Source organism: Methanocella sp. MCL-LM (genome assembly GCF_049676595.1).
Lineage (GTDB): Archaea > Halobacteriota > Methanocellia > Methanocellales > Methanocellaceae > Methanocella_A.
Map to the genome: position 1 here is coordinate 518,683 of NZ_CP187259.1, position 16,880 is coordinate 535,562.

Below are 16,880 nucleotides of genomic sequence, written 5' to 3' on the forward strand. Positions count from 1 at the left end.
CTTATCTGCTTCAGAATCCGGCGCCGCTGTCGCTGACCCTGGTGCCGTACCAGCCGCCGCCGTAGTCGTCCATGCCGTACCACCATTCTCCCTCGATCGTGTTGCCGTCTTCGGAGAGGGTGAAGGTGAACCTGCCAGCGTCATTGGGGGGCAGCCTGGTCGGCTCCTCGTACCACATGCCGTCCATGGTCTTGCCGTCGTCGGAGAGCGTGGCCTCGACTGTGCCGTTCTGCCACGTGTACACGCCGCTGGCGTGGTTTCCTTTGACCGTGAAGGTCATCATGCCGTAGGTTGTGTCCCAGGTACCCTTGTACTTCGCGACCTCGGGGTCGGTGGTCTCATTCTGGCCGCTTGGGGCAGCTGTGGGAGCTACTGTGGCGGTTAGCGTGGGCTTCAGAGTAGCCGTCGCCGTGGCAGTCGCAGTTGCTTTAGGCGTCGCTGTCGGGGCCGAAGCAGGGGTTGCAGTTGGGTTGCTCTGGCCTGGAACTACTTTGTTGATCCCGGGGATGGTGCAGCCGGACATGGCCAGAACCAGGCCGGCTATGAAGATCAGCGCAATGACTTTTTTCATAACCGGTAAATTAAGCATGATTTCCTTAAAGAGCTTACGCACCGGTTGGGGAGTAACCTGCACGGTGCCCGGCTAAAGAATATACTAATGTTTTTAACTGGCGCTCGCATCGTTGACCCTGGCGCCATCCCATATATCGCCATACTCGTTTTCGCCGTACCACCACTTCCCGTGGAGGATGTTACCGTCGTCGGAGAGGGTGAAGGCGATCTTGCCCGAGTCTCTGGGCGGCAGCCGGGTGGGCTCCTCGTACCACTTACCCACCATCGACTTGCCATCTGCGGAAAGCGCCATTTCCATCGTTCCGTTCGCGTAGGCATATTCGCCATGCACATGTTTTCCGCTGGCGGTCAGGGTCAGGAGACCGTATGGCGTGTCCCAGGTGCCCTGGTACCTGGCCGCTTCCGGATCAGCCTCATTCACTGTTACGGTGCCCGGAAAAGGCGTAGCCCTGGCGGGGGGCTCAACCGTGGGGTTTGCTATAGCCGTCGCTACTGGGGTAGTTACTATCGGAGCAGCAGCTGTTGGAGTCACAGTGGCTTTGGGCATCGTCGTGATGGGGGGTTGAGCAGTTGTCGGGCTCGCCGGCATTCCTTCCTTTTTTTCAAAGCCCTGCTCTGCGTACCCTGCGATGGGAATCGCCAGGGCCAGGCAGACGAGACAGATCAGAGCCACCTTTTTCTTCATCAGTGCCGATACTGTCTTCATGCCAGAAGAAGTTTTGCCAACAGTAGTGAGACAGCGTTACACAGGCCCGATTAGGTTAAATATGTGTACCTCCAAATCCTTTTATTACGATTCCATGGAGTTGGTCCTATGGTAACAGGGAGCAAAAAGTCTGAGGCACCTGCTGCTAAGGCGAAAGCAGCTGCAAAGCCAAAGACTTCAGTGAAGTCTTCGACGTCTAAGAAGACTACCGCTAAGGCGCCGGCCGCGAAGAAGTCAGCCGCGAAGCCTAAGGCTTCGGCGAAGTCTTCGGCAAAGCCGAAGGCGACAGGAAAGTCCAAAACCACTAAAGTTGTCGTGGCTCCGATCTCTCCCCGGCGGGTGGGCGAGATGGTCTACAACGACGAGCTGCTCGAGTCGATGGCCGAAATGATCCTGAGTGGCGGCAAAGCTGACCTGACCCCGGCTCTGCCCGAGATCAAAAAGCAGCTGTTCGACTACGACATCTACCTGGTGTCCTTCCTGAGCGACGGCGAGATCGGCGAGATCGGCGCGAAGGTGGCGGAGCTGAGCAAGGCGAACGCGAAGGACCTGACGGCGAGGCTTCTCACGGTACGGGAGAGCGCCAGAGCCTTCGTGGGCATCGCGGTAAAACACAACTCGGTGAGGGCATACATCGACAGCGTGATTCAGGCGGAAGGCAGGGAGGCAGGTCTAAGCCGCGTCAGGGAAGCCTTCCTGGCAGGCGAATACTGCATAGCCGACGTCGATTCGGCGACCTGTGAGAGCTTCCTGTTGAGCTTCTGAGCGCGGACCGCCCGCGCTCTTTTATGTGGTAAAGCTGTTTACCTCAGTCTTAGCGGCAGCGATGAGTGTGTATAGTCCTTTGTGAAACTTTTAGTACGGTCCGGCAGGTCTGGTTGACTGCCGGACCGTACTATTAGTTTCAAGAATGACTATACACTCGGAGCCATCACATATTTGTATCTGGATGCCCTCTTTTACATTGAATGGTCACGACATCGAAGCTGTTCTGCCCCAGGTGCGGTAAGGAGACGGAAGCGGAAGGCCTCTGTAACGCATGTTTTGCAGATAAATATGTAGTATTCCAGGTGCCTCAGACGCTGGACGTAAAGCTCTGCGCCAAATGTCCCTCCTATAAGATCGGGGAGCTATGGATAGAGACCAACATCGACAATTACGAAGACCTCGCTAAGAAGGCGGCCGTCAAGACAGTCCGCACAGCCCTGTCGGTCAGCAAAGAGGTAGAGCAGCCCCAGATCACCGTCGTCCCGGAATTCACCGGACCCTACATGCTGGTCATCCACGTGACCGTTACCGGCGCGATCGAGGGCAGGCCGGTCTCGACTTCGGCGGATATCGAGGGTCGCGTGAGAAAAGAGACCTGCGACATCTGCTCCCGCATGGCTGGCGGCTACTACGAGGCGGTCATCCAGGTCCGGGCCGAGGGCAGGCTCCCGACGAAGCCGGAAATCGACCGGTGCTTAAAAATTATAGAAAACGTGTTCGTCCGGTCTGCCAAGGCCGGAGACAGGCTCGCTTTCATCACCGACATCTTCCCGCTATCGGAGGGCGCGGACCTCTACGTGGGCTCCACTGCCTGCGCCAGGCAGGCGTCGCGCACGATCGTCGACGAGTTCGGCGGAGCGCTCATCGAGTCCCCCAAGCTGGTCGGCGCCGTTGGCGGTAAAGGGGTCTACCGTGTCACCTTTTCCGTGAGGCTGCCCGAGATCGTCGCAGGCGATATCGTCCGCATGAGAAACCAGATCGTGCTCGTGGAAAAGGTGGGCAAGCGCACTTCCGGCGTCGATCTTGCCACCGGCCAGAACACTTCCGGGCCGGAAGACCTGAAGCTGGAGAAGATCGCGAACCGCTCGGAAGCCACCCGTGTGGTGATCGTGTCCGAGGAGGGCGACTCAGTCCAGATCCTCGACCCGGAGACGTACCAGGCGGTCACCATCCGGAGGCCGGTCTTCCTGAAGGCGGGGCCGGGTGAGGAAGTGCCGGTCATCAAGACCAGAGAGGGACTTTTCATACTGCCCGGAGGCGGCCGTGGGAAAGAATAACTCCAAGCTTTTTAATCCGCACCGGGGAAAGCCTATCCCCGCAAATCCTCTGAAGTCTGTTCTCAAAGATCTATCCCCCGAAGAAGAGGCGGCGCTGCCCAGAGGCTGGCAGCTGATCGGCGAAGTCCTGCTCGTCCACGTACCCGAAGTCCTCAGGCCCCGCAGGGCGGAACTGGGCGAAGCGCTGCTGCTGTTGTACCCGCGCTGCAAGACTGTGGTCGAGACAAAGCGGATCGCCGGGGAGTACCGGGAGCCCATTATCGACATTATTGCCGGCAACGGCACCGAGACCATCCACAAGGAGAACTACGTTCTGTTCAAGCTCGACGTGGCCCGGATCATGTACAGCCAGGGCAACTTCTACGAGCGCAGGCGCATGGCCACCGTCGGCAAAGGTGAATACGTGGACGACGAATACGTCGTCGACATGTTCGCAGGCATCGGGTACTTCACCCTGCCCATGGCCGTCCACTCGAAGCCCCGGAGAATCGACGCCATAGAGCTCAACCCCGTATCGTACGGGTACTTATGCGAGAACGTCCGCCTCAACAAGGTCGAAGGCATCGTCCACCCGATCAACGGCGACTGCAGGGAAAAGGCGCCTGTCGGCGTCGCAGACCGGGTCCTCATGGGCTACGTGGGCACCACCCACGAATTCCTGCCCTGGGGCATCAGAGCACTAAGGTCCGGCGGCATTCTCCACTACCACGAGACCGTGCCGGAGAAGATCATGTACGAGCGGCCGGGCCAGTACATCACCGCTGCCGCCGCAGACCAGGGCCGGAAGGCGGAAATATTGGAGACCATCAAGATCAAGAAGTACTCGCCGGGCGTGTGGCACGTGGTGGTCGACGCCAGAATATCGTGATTTGATATAGGCGTTTACTATATCCTCCGATTTCCGGTATTGTTCGATGTTCGCCATATAACTGTTAAATATCGTGACTCCGACGATCTACAGGTATGCACGTAACTCTTGCCGAGTTTTACCTGTACCTGACCTATCTACTGATCATTCTGGGCGTTGCCGCCTGCCTGTACGGCATCTTCGTACTCCCTGTCCTGATCGGGCTTCTGGCAGCGAACATCTTCTGTCTCATGCTCGTGCAGGCCATGGCCCGGGAAGACTGTCCGTCCGGCATCTCAGCAAAATTCCTGCGCCTTACCGGCTTTTAATGAAAATTACAGCAAGCAGTGAAAAGGTTGCTATCAGGAACTCGAACCCGGGAGCCGGCGCTGGTGTACCGGTCGGCGTTGACGTCGGAAGAGGCGTCGACGTGGGCGTCGGGGCTGGTGTCGGCGTGGCCACTCCGAAGCCCTCCAGGATTTCCAGAGAAGCAAGCTTTTTACTGCTTGCTTCGTACGTCCACAGAACACCCTCGCTGTCTGCCTCCAGCAGGGTCGGCACGGTGCCGTTACCGAGCTCTGCGGCGGAGAACCTGCCTTCATCGGGGTAGAACTTGAGCACCCGACCGTTGGCCGAGTCAGTCACCCAGACGCTGTCTCCGATAGTGACTACGTCTGAGAACACCGGCATTTTACCGTCTACCGGGGTCATGTTGTACTCGGCGAAGCTGAACAGGTCCGTGTCGAACATGCCCAGCTTGTTCGGGCCCGACTCGATGAACCACAACCTACCCTTGCCATCTATGGAGAGGCAGGTAGGATACGCATCGGGAGTGGGGATATCGAACTCAGGGTTGGTATCATATGCGCGGTAGTAGGTGCCGACCTTGTTCGCCCGGTTCTCGACAAACCACACGTTGCCCAGCCTGTCGATCTCGATGTCGTACAGGTAGGAGTCCATCTTGTAGACGAAGTGATCGGAGAACTCATCGGTTACCAGGTTCAGTTCGCCTACCTCTTCCTTGCACCCTATCCACAGCGTGTTGCCCTCCCTGATAACGCTGGAAGGCGCCATGGGGCCGGGAAAGCTGAAGGTGGAAGTATGGTTTGTGGACGGCGTGTATGCGCCCACCCGGTTGCCCTTCAGGTCCGCGAACCAGGCGTTGCCCTCGGCGTCGACGCTCATGCCCGCAAAGCCCGCGTTATCGAAGCCCTCAAGTACATAACGGCTGAAGCTCCCATTGTCCCGGGATAAGCGGTAGATCGCCGCAGGGCTGTCCTGGATCAGCCACACGTCGCCGCTGCTGTCGATCGCCATGGCCGAGGCGCCGGTGCTATCGGCCGGCAGCGGGTACTCGGTGACAGAATACGTCTGATCGGCGCAGGCTGCGGCAGAAAATAAGGTGGCGAGCACAGCCATGAGTATGATCAGTACGAGCAGGCGGCGTCCGGCCATAGAACAAAATCGAGCCGTCTTCTATATATAGATTATTTCGTAGCCCTCTGCAGTCGCGGGCCTTTCCGTAGCATAGGGCAGGAAAACTTCCGGGTCCGGGAGGTACCGGAGTTTTAAGAGGACTTTTCAAACTGGGAGGTCAGGGAGGTCAGGAGGTCCGAGAGGGAGGTATGTGAGGTACTAGGTGGAGGTCAGAGAGAATCTTAAAAATTATCCTCTCTGACCTTTCCACACTCCCTAACCTTCTCTCTGACCTCTGACCCTCCCTGACCTCCCAGCTTGAAAATCCTCCCTATCCTCCCGGAAACTCCCGAACCTCGAGGAGTTTTTCGGGCTTTGCCTGACAATTCCTTAGAGCTATTCCTGCAGCTTCTTAAAGCACAGGTACCAGTCTATGCACCGGTAGTCTTTCCCCGCGCCTTTGACCCGCTCTTTCGCGGTGCCGCAGGAGCCCGGGGGCGGAACGATGACCTCGTCGCCGGGCCGCCAGTCGGCGGGCGTGGCTATGTTGTGCTTGTCCGCCGTCTGCATGGCGATTAGCAGCCGCTTGATCTCGTCGAAGTTCCTCCCGTTGGAGAGCGGGTAATAAATCAGGGCTCTGATCTTGGACTCCGGGTCGATGTAGAACACGGCCCGGACCGCCTTGGTGTCGCTGGCCGCAGGCTGGAGCATGCCGTACTTCTTCGAGACCTCCATCTTGATGTCGGCGATCACCGGGAAGTTAACCTCAAGGTTCTTCATGCCCCTGAACTCTACTTTCTCCTTGATGTTCCGGAGCCAGGCGATGTGGCTGTACGTGCTGTCGATGGAGAGGCCGATCAGCTCGCAGTTCAGCTTTTTCAACTCCTCCTGCATGCTCGCGAAGGTGGCGAACTCGGTAGTGCAAACCGGTGTGAAGTCAGCGGGATGGCTGAAGAGGATTACCCATTTTCCCTTGTAGTCGTCGGGGAACTTTATGGGGCCCTGTGTGGTTTCGGCTGTGAACGCCGGCGCAGACTCGCCGATTGTCGGAATTCGGGCTGTCTCCTGGCAGCACCCGGATACATCGTGGTGACTCATAGTAACGCCTCAAATAAAAATATAAATGCGATATTTATATAATAGGTGGCCAATCGATCATCGGCTCCTCTCTAAAAAGGGCCTGCAATGATACTGATAAAAAAAGCAGAAGCGGGAGCTGTCCCGCGCTTGATTTTAGTTAAAGAACGTCCTGGAAACCTTGTAGTAGCCTTCCGGAACTGTCTTCAGCTCTTTGACCGCTTCTTCGATGGGCACGGCCTCGATCTTCTCTCCTCTCAGAGAGGCCATCATCGCGAACTGGCCGGCCTTGACCATCTCGACGGCCTTGTAGCCCAGCCTGGTGCCGAGGACCCGGTCGTAGGCTAACGGAGAGCCGCCCCTCTGCGTATGGCCGAGCACGACTTCTCTAGTCTCTAAGCCGGTGCGCTTCTCGATCTCCTTGGCGAGCGCCTTGCCGACGCCGCCGAGCTTCACGTGGCCGAAGGCGTCCGTTTCCTTGGATGCCGCCTCCACGTCGAAGTCGGAGAACAGCGCGCCCTCGGAAACTGCGACGATGCCGTACCTGTCGCCTCTGGCATACCTCTCCTTGAGGAGCTTGCAGCACTCGTCGAGATTGCCCTTGACTTCCGGGATGAAGATCCAGTGGGCGCTGGCCGACATGCCGGCATCGGTGGTCATCCACCCTGCATGCCTGCCCATGACTTCGCAGACGATGACTCTGTCGTGGCTCTTCGCGGTGGTGTGCAGCCTGTCCATTGCGTCGGATGCGATCTGCACCGCGGTCTGGTAGCCGAACGTATAATCCGTGGCGCCGAGGTCGTTGTCGATGGTCTTGGGCACGCCCACGCAGGCGAAGCCCATCTTGGTCAGCTTGTTAGCCACGCCGAGGGTATCCTCGCCGCCGACCGCCACTAAACAGTCGATGCCCATCTTCTTCGCGTTCTCGATGACCTTCTCCGCTCCGCCCTCGACCTTGAACGGGTTGGTCCTCGAAGTCTTCAGGATGGTGCCGCCCAGCGGCAGGATGCCTTCGACGTCCTTCTTGGTGAGGGGCACCGCGTCGGCGTTGATCATGCCCTTCCAGCCGTACTTCACGCCTGCTACTTCCCAGCCGTTGTCGATCGCCTTGAACACGACCGCCCTGATAACTGCATTCAGGCCGGGGCAGTCGCCACCGCCCGTGAGAATTCCGATCTTTTTGATATTTGCCATGAAAATCACCCTGTGATCAAGCTTTGCCTGAGCTGCCGAAGAGCCTCATCTTGCTCTTGGCCACTTCTTTCATCTCCTCTTCCGCCGGGCCGAAGAGCTTCCTCGGGTCGAACTCCTCGGGGTGCTCGGTGAGCACCTGGCGAAGTGCGGCGGTCATGGTGAGCCTGATATCGGTGTCGATGTTAATTTTAGCGACGCCGAGGCTGATGGCCTTCTGGATGGCGTCGTTAGGGACGCCTGCGGCGCCTGGAAGTTTCGCTCCATATTTAGCGGCCTTGTCCAGCACTTCCTTCGGGACGCCCGATGCTCCGTGAAGCACGATGGGGATGCCGACCAGCTTCTCGATCTTCTGGAGCCTCTCGAAGTCCAGGTTGGCCTCGCCCTTGAACTTGAAGGCGCCGTGCGAGGTGCCGATGGCGACGGCCAGCGCGTCCACGCCGGTCTGCTCGACGAAGATCTTCGCCTCTTCGGGGTTGGTGAAGATGGCGTCCTTCTCCGATACCGAGACGTGGCCCTCTACCCCGGCCAGCTTGCCCAGCTCTGCCTCGACGGAGACTCCTGCAGCGTGGGCAAACTCGACGATCTTCTTCGTCATCGCGATATTTTCCTGGAAAGGCAGCTTGGAGCCGTCGTACATGACCGAGGACCAGCCGTGCCTGATGCACTGGACGCAGTCTTTGAATTCGGTACCGTGGTCTAAATGGAGAACTGTGGGTACCCCGGACTTGAGCGCAGTTATCCGGGCGATCTCGTAGATGTATTCGATGCCCGCGTACTTGATCGCACTTGGAGATACTGCCAGGATTACCGGGGACTTTTCTTCTTTTGCGGCTCCGCCGATCGCCTTGGCGATCTCCATGTTGTTGATGTTAAAAGCGCCAACACCGTACTTGCCGGCCTTGGCCGTGTCCAGCACTTCCTTTAAAGTAGCAAATGTCATGGGGTTATTCTCCGTGGATTGGTTGATACATATATATGAAAGTCGAATGTATTAATCGTTTTGAGGCCAGGCGACTGGTCTCCAGGCTACTATGGCAGTTTTTTTCAATATTAAGTTTACTGCGCGGGCATTTAAAACCTGATCTAAGAATGTGGGGCTTAAATCTAAATTAGGTGTGAAATCGCCAGCTTAAATATCAATTCCCTACTTTATGCTACCGGGCGGTATACCTGCGGGCAACCAGTCTTCAATCCATCGCAGAGCATTGGCTTTGTCTGTAATCAGAGTCAACACTATCGCACTTATCGTCAATTGCAAGCAAATTATCGTATTTTTCAGTATGCGGAAGAAAATATGCGCCTTAATACCCTTCCGGTGCCTAAATTCAGTTGTACGTAACTGTCTGGCCCTGTATTACTGTCCAGCATCAGCTTAAATCGGCTTTATGCATGCCATTTCTTTAAATTTCGCCATTCAGCGGTTATATGCCTGAATCGGACCTGTTATTTCGCGCTGCGAATCGCAAAATATATAACCAAAATGCTGATATCTACCACAGGTACACTACAATGAAGGCAGTATTAGGACTGGAAGATGGGACTTATGTGGTCGGTGATGGTTTCGGAAAAGAAGGCGTGACGTGCGGCGAATTGGTCTTCGCTACGCCAATCACGGGCTACGAGGAAGCGCTAACCGATCCTTCGTATAAAGGTCAGATACTGCTGTTTACTTATCCGCTCATCGGCAATTACGGTGTTAATAACGCTAATTTTCAGTCTTCGGGCATCAAGGCCGAAGGCCTCGTCATCAGAGAGCGGTGCGATCATCCTTCTCACAACCTTTCTACCCGCAATCTCAGCCAGTTCCTCGACGACGAGAACTCCTCGGGCATCTCCGAAGTCGACACCCGCATGCTGACCATCAGGACCAGGAAGGTCGGCACCATGCGCTCCGCCATGATCGTCGGCAGCGACGATGGCGAGAAAGCCTGCGAACTGGCCAGAAAGTGGCAGTTCCCCAAAGACATCATCAACCAGGTCACCTGCAAGCAGCCCTACGAAATCCGGGGCAAGGGGCCCAGGGTCGTGGTCATGGACTTCGGCGTCAAGCGGAAGATCGTCGACAACCTGGCCCGCAGAGGCGCCCACGTCATCGTAGTACCTGCCACCACTTCCTCTGAACAGATCATGAGCTACCAGCCCGACGCCATACTGCTTTCCAACGGCCCGGGCGACCCGCAGGACGCGACCAACGGCATAGCGGTCACGAAGAAGCTGGCGGGACAGCTCCCGATCTTCGGCATCTGCCTCGGCCACCAGATCGCCTCGCTGGCGCTGGGAGCCAGCACCTACAAGCTCAAGTTCGGCCACAGGGGCGCCAACCAGCCGGTCATCGACGTCGAGACCGGCAAAGTCTACATCACCAGCCAGAACCACGGCTACGCGGTGGACCCCGCGAGCATCGATGGCAAGGACATCAAAGTCACCCAGGTCAACGCCAACGACGGCACCGTCGAGGGGATGAAGAACGACGCGCTCAAGGTCTGGAGCGTCCAGTACCACCCGGAGGCCAACCCGGGGCCGCACGATACGAACTGGTTCTTCGACTCACTGTTACAGAGGATCGGTGGTCACCATGCCTAAGAGAACGGACATCAAAAAAGTACTATTAATAGGCTCGGGGCCCATCCTCATCGGCCAGGCCGCCGAGTTCGACTTTTCCGGCAGCCAGGCCTGCCGGAGCCTGAGGGAAGAGGGCATCCAGGTCGTCCTGGTCAACTCCAACCCCGCGACGATCATGACCGACCCGGAGATGGCCGACGCCGTCTACGTAGAACCCATTACGCCTCAGGTCGTGGCCCAGATCATCGAGAAAGAGCGCCCGGACGGCATCATCGCCGGCCTTGGCGGCCAGACCGGCCTAAATATTACTAGCGAGCTGGCGGAGATGGGCGTGCTGGAGAAGTACGGCGTCAAGCTGCTCGGCACGCCGCTCAAGGCGATCTACGATACCGAGGACCGGGACCGGTTCAAGCACGCGATGGAGAGCATCGGCGAGAAAGTGCCGAGGTCCATCCCCTGCCACACCGTAGAAGAGGCGGTCAAGGCGGTCGAAACCCTGGGCCTGCCGATGATCATCCGCTCCGCCTTCACGTTAGGCGGTACGGGCAGCGGCGTCGCCCGCTCCATCGAAGAAGTAAAGCAGATCGCGGAGATCGGCATCAAGCGCTCCAGGATTCACCAGATCCTCGTCGAGGAGAGCATCCTCGGGTGGAAGGAGTTCGAGTACGAGGTCATGAGGGATGCCAGCGACACCTGCATCACCATCTGTAACATGGAGAACATCGACCCGATGGGCATCCACACCGGCGAATCCATCGTCGTCACCCCGTCCCAGACGCTCTCCGACGCGGACCACCAGACCCTCAGGTCTGCCGCTATCAAGATCATCCGCGCCCTCGGCATAGAGGGCGGCTGCAACATCCAGTTCGCCTGGAAAGAGGGCGAATACCGGATCGTCGAAGTTAACCCGAGAGTATCGAGGTCTTCCGCGCTGGCCAGCAAGGCTACTGGCTATCCCATCGCCAGAATAGCAGCCAAGATTGCGATTGGCTTGAGGCTGGACGAGATCAAGAACAAGGTCACCATGGAGACTCCGGCCTCCTTCGAGCCGACCATCGACTACGTCGTCGTAAAGATCCCGAGGTGGCCCTTTGACAAGTTCAAGACCGCGGACAAGCACATCACCACGTCCATGAAGTCCACGGGCGAAGTCATGGCCATCGGCCGCTCCTACGAGGAGGCTCTCCAGAAGGCCCTGAACTCTTTAGACATCAGCGAGTTCTGGGGCTACGGCAACTGGTCCAAGGACGAGATGGCCGACATCCTCCAGCGGCCGACGCACGAGCGCATGTTCGTCATCTTTAAAGCGCTGCGCACCGGGGCGTTCACCGTGGAGGAGATCTCTAAGCTGTCCAGCATCGACCCGTGGTTCATCCTCAAGATCAAGAACATCGTGGACATGGCGGACAAGGTCAAGGCCGCGCTACTCGACCGGGACCTCCTGCTGAAAGCGAAGCGGTTAGGGTTTACGGACGAGTGGATCGCCGAGCTGCGGGGCGTCACGCTCGAGGAGATCAGCGACCTGCGGCACAAGCTCAACGTCATCCCCACGTACAAGATGGTCGACACCTGCGCCGCCGAGTTCGCCGCGAAGACTCCCTATTACTATTCCTCGTACGAGCAGGAGTGCGAGCTGCAGCCTTCCGACCGGAAGAAAGTGCTCATCATCGGCGCGGGCCCGATCAGGATCGGCCAGGGCATCGAGTTCGACTACTGTACCGTACACGCAGTTCAGGCGCTCAGGGAGTCGGGTATCGAGGCGCACATCATCAACAACAACCCAGAGACCGTGTCGACTGACTTCGACACGTCGGACAAGCTCTTCTTCGAGCCGATCACGCTGGAGCACGTGATGAACATCATCGAGAAGGAGAGGCCTTACGGCGTCATGGTCCAGTTCGGCGGCCAGACCTCGGTCAACATGGCAATCCCCCTCCAGATGGAGCTAAACCGCCGCAAAGACCTGAACACTATCATCATCGGCACCAGCCCGGACGACATGAACATCGCCGAGGACCGGGACCTGTGGAGCCGGATGATGAAAGAGCAGGGCATCCTCCAGCCGGACAGCGGCATCGCCTACTCCATCGACGAGGCCAAGACCGTCGCCCGCAGAATCGGCTTCCCCATCCTCGTCAGGCCGTCGTACGTACTGGGCGGCAGGGCCATGGAAGTCGTGTACGACGAAACAGACCTCGAACGGTACATGACTGAGGCCGTCAAGGTCAGCCGGAAGCACCCGGTGCTCATCGACGACTTCCTGGAAAATGCGGTCGAGATCGACGTGGACGCGGTGTGCGACGGCAGGGACGTCTTCATCGGCGCCATCATGGAGCACATCGAAGAAGCCGGCATCCACTCCGGCGACTCCGCCTGCGTCATCCCGCCCCAGTCGCTGTCTAACGAAGTGCAGGATCAGGTCCGGGCTATCGTCCGGAAGATCGCGCTGGCGCTAAACGTCATCGGCTGCGTCAACCTGCAGATGGCCTACAAGGACGGCAAGGTCTTTGTGCTCGAAGCTAACCCGAGGTCTTCGAGGACTATCCCGTTCGTCAGCAAGGCTACCGGAGCGCCTCTGGCCAAGCTGGCTGCAAAAGCCATTATCGGCTGTTCGCTGAAGGACATGGGCTACACTGAAGAGCCCCGGCCTAGGCACGTCTCCGTCAAGGAAGTCGTGCTACCCTTCGACAAGCTGCCCGGCGCAGACCCGCTGCTAGGCCCGGAGATGAAGTCCACGGGCGAAGTCATGGGCATCGACCTGGACTATGGCAGGGCGTTCTTCAAGGCTGAGATCTCCGCGTTCAACTCGCTGCCCCAGGAGGGCACAGTCTTCCTGTCCATCCGGGACACAGACAAGGAGCCCATGGTGAAGATCGCCCGGATGCTCCACGAGAACGGCTTACAGCTGATAGGCACCGCCGGCACCAAGGAGTTCCTCGAATCCCACGGCCTGCCCATCCGGCACATACTTAAAGTATCCGAGGGCAGCCCCAACGTCATCGACCTGATGCGGGAAGGCAAGGTTCAGCTGGTCATCAACACTCCAACGTCCAAGCAGACCGCGAGGACGGACGGCTTCCAGATTCGCCGCGCAGCAGTCGACTACGAGGTACCATACGCGACCACGCTCCAGGCGGCGAAGGCGTCTGCGGATGCGATCAATGCCATGGGCAGGCGCAAGCTGACCATCAGGTCTCTCAACGAGTACCTGGCCATGGACAAGCCCGTCGCCCCGGTCATCGACGTCGCCAAAGAGTAAACAAGAGGGGCTAATAGCCCCTCGCATTCTTTTTTCGTACCTTAAACTGACCATCCGGTCCGTGCAGTCTCCGTCCGGCATCCCGCCAGGCGACTTGTGCCCTGGCAGGTATTCTTCGCCGTAAAGTCATCCGATATAAAAAATTTCCATGCGCTGCCGATCAATTAGAAAAAATCCGGCCCGAAAACGATAAAAGCTTTGTACTACCTATTATAATGTCTACATAGCGGCCATATATCCGGCCCAGGTAGTAACAATCATGATATCATGGATACGAGTGCCACTGGCCACAGTTTTGTTCATAGGATCGGCAGCTTTGCTAATATCCCCCCAGTCTCCCATCCTCGGCCTGGGCGGCTACCTTGGCGGCGTCGCCGCAGTGGCATGCATCGGGTGCCTGGTGTACTCGTTCACGCTGTACTCCAATCTCGATATCGTCAAGAAGTAACTTACTTCGAACAATGCGGCTACGACAGATGGCCGCCATCTGCTTTTTACCAGCTTTCGGCCACAGGCCGGCAGCCTCTACATATCCTTACTCTTACTTAAAAAAAGAAGGAGATAAGCTCAGTAGCTTATCTCTATGTCGCCGCCCATGGTTTTGAGGTCGATGTCGAGGGAGCCTACTCCGCCCTCGGTGGAGCCGCTCAGCCTGGTCTTGCTCTTCTCTGCCGCATCGGCCATGTTGATGGACCCGTGGGTGACTCTGCCGCCCATGGTCGAGGCATCGATGGTGAACCTGGTGTCGTCGGGCAGGGTGACCCTGATGTCGCCGCCCGCGGTGCTGGCGTTCATTGTCCCGGTAGCCTGCTTCGTGTTCAGGACTATTCTGCCGCCCATGGTTTCGAAGACAGCCTTCCCGGCATCGTATTCTGCGGTGATGTCTCCGCCTGCCGTGGTGGCAGTGATACTGTCGTAGCTCACATTATCGAGGTCGATGTCGCCGCCCATGGTCGATATCTTCAGGTTGCTTCCCTGCAGGTCGGGCACGATTACCCGGCCGCCCAGAGTATTCAGATTGAGGTCGTAGGTGGCATTTTTAGGTACCTTGATGTGCAGGTTGGCGCCCCTGGTCCCGACCATGCTCAACGAGCCCATGTTATCGGGGAATTTAGCGGTCGCCTTGATCTTCAGAGTGTCGCCCTCCATGGAGTAGTTCGTGCCTGTCACAATATCGTCCAGGTGGCCCTGAGGGGCGTACACGTCATAGATTACTTCTATGTTGCCGGTGGTCGATTCGGATACTTCGACGTCGCCGCCGAGGGTGTAGCCCTCGATGCTGACCTTCTGCGCCGGGGCATGGATGGTTTTGTCTTCCCTGTGCTCTACCAGGCCGTTGAACCCGGTGTTGTTTTCGACGTTGTTGACGAACATGCATAGTCCGCAGAATCCTATGCCTGCAAACAGCAGCACGAGGATGGCGATGATCGCCAGAATGGCGACGATGATCTTATCTATCATTTTATTTCCTCTTTCTTAATCTCGTAATGTTCTCAGATGAGCTCGATCCCGCTGTTGGACGTGCGGAGGTAGACCGAGAAGCCCTCGGTATTGTTGCCCGCGGTATGTCCGGCGATGCGGTTCTTCTCTTCGGTGGTCAGCACCATAGGGAAGGCGCTGTAACTGATGCGGCCGTTCGAGGTCGAAGCCTCGATCGTGTAGGCTGCGGTGTCAGGGAGGTCGGCGGATATCCTGCCGTTCGAGGTGATCGCCCTGAGGCTGCCGAGCGACTGTCCAGTGTTCAGGTTGACAGCGCTGTTAGACGTTTCGAAGGTGGCATCCGTAGCATTGTACGTGGCGGTAATCCTGCCGTTGCTGGTCCTTGCTTCGATGCGGCTGTACTGGCCGCCGTCCACGGTGATGCCTCCGTTGCTGGTCGAGAGCTTCAGGGTCCTGCCGTCGAAATCGCCCACGTGGACCAGGCCGTTCGAGGTCTGGATGTCGATGTTGTAGGCGGACTCCTCAGGGACGTAAAGGTAGACGTTGGCGCCGAAGTTACCCGGTATCATATTACCCGGGAGGCGCTGGACTGCCACGTCGACGTTAAGATCGTCCTGGCTTCCGCTCATGCCGATATTCGCGCTGATCTGGTCCAGCTTTCCCTGCGGGGCGCGCGCTACGACCTTGACGTCGACATTGTTGCTGCTGGCTGGCAGCACCTCTACGGCGCCGTTGAAGGTGCTCACATCTATAGTGATGTTCTTCGCCGCCTCGTGGCTGGAGTTATACTCCTTCTGCTCGGTCACGAAGCTGATTCCTCCATTCTGCACCGGGGCCAGCGACAGGAAAGCGCAAGCGCCCGCAGCTGCTGCCAGGACTGTCACGACTGCAAGGATCAGGACGATGGCGATAATGCCACCGATCACTAGCATGAACCTGTCACTGAGGATGCCTCCCTTCTTCACCGGGTAGCCTGCCGCCATCTTTTCAGCCGGCCCCATCCTCGCGAGGACTTCCCGGATGACGGACTCGTTCACCGTCGTATTCCGCTCCGCCGCAAGGGCATCCGCGCTGTCCAGAATATGGGACCGCAGCTCGTTCCTTACATCATCCCGCTGCTTGTGTCCCATGTCTCTGGTCACTTTGTTTAGATAATCGTCAATTATTTTATTGTACATCTACGCATCACCTGCCGTCGTCATTTGCGATTCGAGAGTATCCAGCGCCTGGGTAACCGACTTCAGCGACTCCAGCAGCTTTTCCCTGATACTCTTGCCATTTTCCGTTATCACGTAGTACTTCCTCGGCCTCGGGCCGCTGGTCTCCCACCGGCTGGTGAGGATCTTCTCGTCGTCGAGCCTCCGCAGAATCGGGTACAGCGTACCCTCCTCCACCGCCAGGCCGACGTCCTTGAGGTGCTTGATGATATCGTAGCCATACAGCTCTTTTTCCAGAAGGCACATCACGGCCACCTGAATGACGCCTCTTTTTACTTCGGTTTCAAACCGATCCATTATATCGGCCATTGTACATCACTCTTAATGATACTAATATATATTACACATCTAATTGTGTGACGTATCATACTGTGTGACTCTAAGTATAAATAAATTGCTAGGGTTTGGAGCCTTCGGCTAACGATCGAGTGGTGGTGAAAAGTTCGAAATAGCCCGAGCCGAAGTCTCGTAATATAAGAAAAAATTCCCGTACTAGCTTTACCATTGCAGGTGGCTCGTGATTGAGTCAGTGGATGATGGCTAA

Annotated in this window: 16 protein-coding genes; 7 read left to right on the forward strand and 9 right to left on the reverse strand. The window is 57.5% G+C overall.

From position 1 onward, the window contains the following. Positions 1–10: 10 nt before the first annotated feature. Both ACPLPM_RS02615 and ACPLPM_RS02620 read right to left on the reverse strand, forming a co-directional pair. The gene (locus tag ACPLPM_RS02615) at positions 11–571 is read right to left on the reverse strand and encodes a hypothetical protein (protein ID WP_424358681.1); all 561 of its coding nucleotides are present in this window, start codon (positions 569–571) and stop codon (positions 11–13) included. Positions 572–664: 93 nt separating this feature from the next. Beyond that, positions 665–1,258, reverse strand: a complete 594-nt coding sequence (locus ACPLPM_RS02620) for a hypothetical protein (protein ID WP_424358682.1) — start codon at positions 1,256–1,258, stop codon at positions 665–667. 129 nt (positions 1,259–1,387) lie between these two features. Between ACPLPM_RS02620 and ACPLPM_RS02625 the strand changes: the two genes are divergently transcribed. From ACPLPM_RS02625 to ACPLPM_RS02640, 4 genes are all read left to right on the forward strand, one after another. Then, a complete protein-coding gene (locus tag ACPLPM_RS02625; RefSeq protein WP_424358683.1) occupies positions 1,388–2,044 on the forward strand; it encodes a hypothetical protein in 657 nt (218 codons plus the stop codon). Between the two features lie 203 nt (positions 2,045–2,247). Next, the gene (locus ACPLPM_RS02630) at positions 2,248–3,324 is read left to right on the forward strand and encodes a 60S ribosomal export protein NMD3 (RefSeq protein ID WP_424358684.1); all 1,077 of its coding nucleotides are present in this window, start codon (positions 2,248–2,250) and stop codon (positions 3,322–3,324) included. After that, entirely contained in the window at positions 3,311–4,192 is an 882-nt protein-coding gene (locus tag ACPLPM_RS02635) for a class I SAM-dependent methyltransferase (protein WP_424358685.1), read from the forward strand. Before ACPLPM_RS02630 ends, ACPLPM_RS02635 begins: the two co-directional genes overlap by 14 nt. 95 nt (positions 4,193–4,287) lie before the next feature. Continuing rightward, positions 4,288–4,500, forward strand: coding sequence for a hypothetical protein (locus ACPLPM_RS02640; RefSeq protein ID WP_424358686.1), 213 nt, complete (start codon positions 4,288–4,290; stop codon positions 4,498–4,500). Here the strand turns inward: ACPLPM_RS02640 and ACPLPM_RS02645 are convergent. The 4 genes from ACPLPM_RS02645 to ACPLPM_RS02660 form a co-directional block, all read right to left on the reverse strand. After that, complete coding sequence (locus tag ACPLPM_RS02645) at positions 4,487–5,626, reverse strand: virginiamycin B lyase family protein (RefSeq protein ID WP_424358687.1); 1,140 nt, start codon at positions 5,624–5,626, stop codon at positions 4,487–4,489. The genes ACPLPM_RS02640 and ACPLPM_RS02645 overlap by 14 nt on opposite strands. A gap of 357 nt (positions 5,627–5,983) precedes the next feature. After that, complete coding sequence (locus ACPLPM_RS02650; RefSeq protein WP_424358688.1) at positions 5,984–6,685, reverse strand: peroxiredoxin; 702 nt, start codon at positions 6,683–6,685, stop codon at positions 5,984–5,986. Positions 6,686–6,820: 135 nt separating this feature from the next. Further along, on the reverse strand, positions 6,821–7,858 hold the full coding sequence (locus ACPLPM_RS02655; protein ID WP_424358689.1) for a 6-phosphofructokinase: 1,038 nt from the start codon (positions 7,856–7,858) through the stop codon (positions 6,821–6,823). A gap of 16 nt (positions 7,859–7,874) precedes the next feature. After that, entirely contained in the window at positions 7,875–8,798 is a 924-nt protein-coding gene (locus tag ACPLPM_RS02660; protein ID WP_424358690.1) for a class II fructose-bisphosphate aldolase, read from the reverse strand. 569 nt (positions 8,799–9,367) lie between these two features. Between ACPLPM_RS02660 and carA the strand changes: the two genes are divergently transcribed. From carA to ACPLPM_RS02675, 3 genes are all read left to right on the forward strand, one after another. Further along, positions 9,368–10,441 (forward strand): glutamine-hydrolyzing carbamoyl-phosphate synthase small subunit, encoded by a 1,074-nt coding sequence (gene carA / locus ACPLPM_RS02665; protein WP_424358691.1) that lies wholly within the window; start codon positions 9,368–9,370, stop codon positions 10,439–10,441. Beyond that, on the forward strand, positions 10,434–13,679 hold the full coding sequence (gene carB, locus ACPLPM_RS02670; protein WP_424358692.1) for a carbamoyl-phosphate synthase large subunit: 3,246 nt from the start codon (positions 10,434–10,436) through the stop codon (positions 13,677–13,679). Before carA ends, carB begins: the two co-directional genes overlap by 8 nt. A 295-nt stretch (positions 13,680–13,974) precedes the next feature. Continuing rightward, a complete protein-coding gene (locus ACPLPM_RS02675) occupies positions 13,975–14,127 on the forward strand; it encodes a hypothetical protein (RefSeq protein WP_424358693.1) in 153 nt (50 codons plus the stop codon). A gap of 119 nt (positions 14,128–14,246) precedes the next feature. Here the strand turns inward: ACPLPM_RS02675 and ACPLPM_RS02680 are convergent, their stop codons facing one another. The 3 genes from ACPLPM_RS02680 to ACPLPM_RS02690 are packed head-to-tail and all read right to left on the reverse strand — an operon-like array spanning position 14,247 to position 16,645. Continuing rightward, positions 14,247–15,140: a DUF4097 family beta strand repeat-containing protein gene (locus ACPLPM_RS02680; RefSeq protein WP_424358694.1), complete on the reverse strand. Its 894-nt coding sequence runs from the start codon at positions 15,138–15,140 to the stop codon at positions 14,247–14,249. Between the two features lie 32 nt (positions 15,141–15,172). Continuing rightward, complete coding sequence (locus ACPLPM_RS02685) at positions 15,173–16,297, reverse strand: DUF4097 family beta strand repeat-containing protein (RefSeq protein ID WP_424358695.1); 1,125 nt, start codon at positions 16,295–16,297, stop codon at positions 15,173–15,175. Continuing rightward, on the reverse strand, positions 16,298–16,645 hold the full coding sequence (locus ACPLPM_RS02690) for a PadR family transcriptional regulator (protein WP_424358696.1): 348 nt from the start codon (positions 16,643–16,645) through the stop codon (positions 16,298–16,300). Positions 16,646–16,880: the final 235 nt, after the last annotated feature.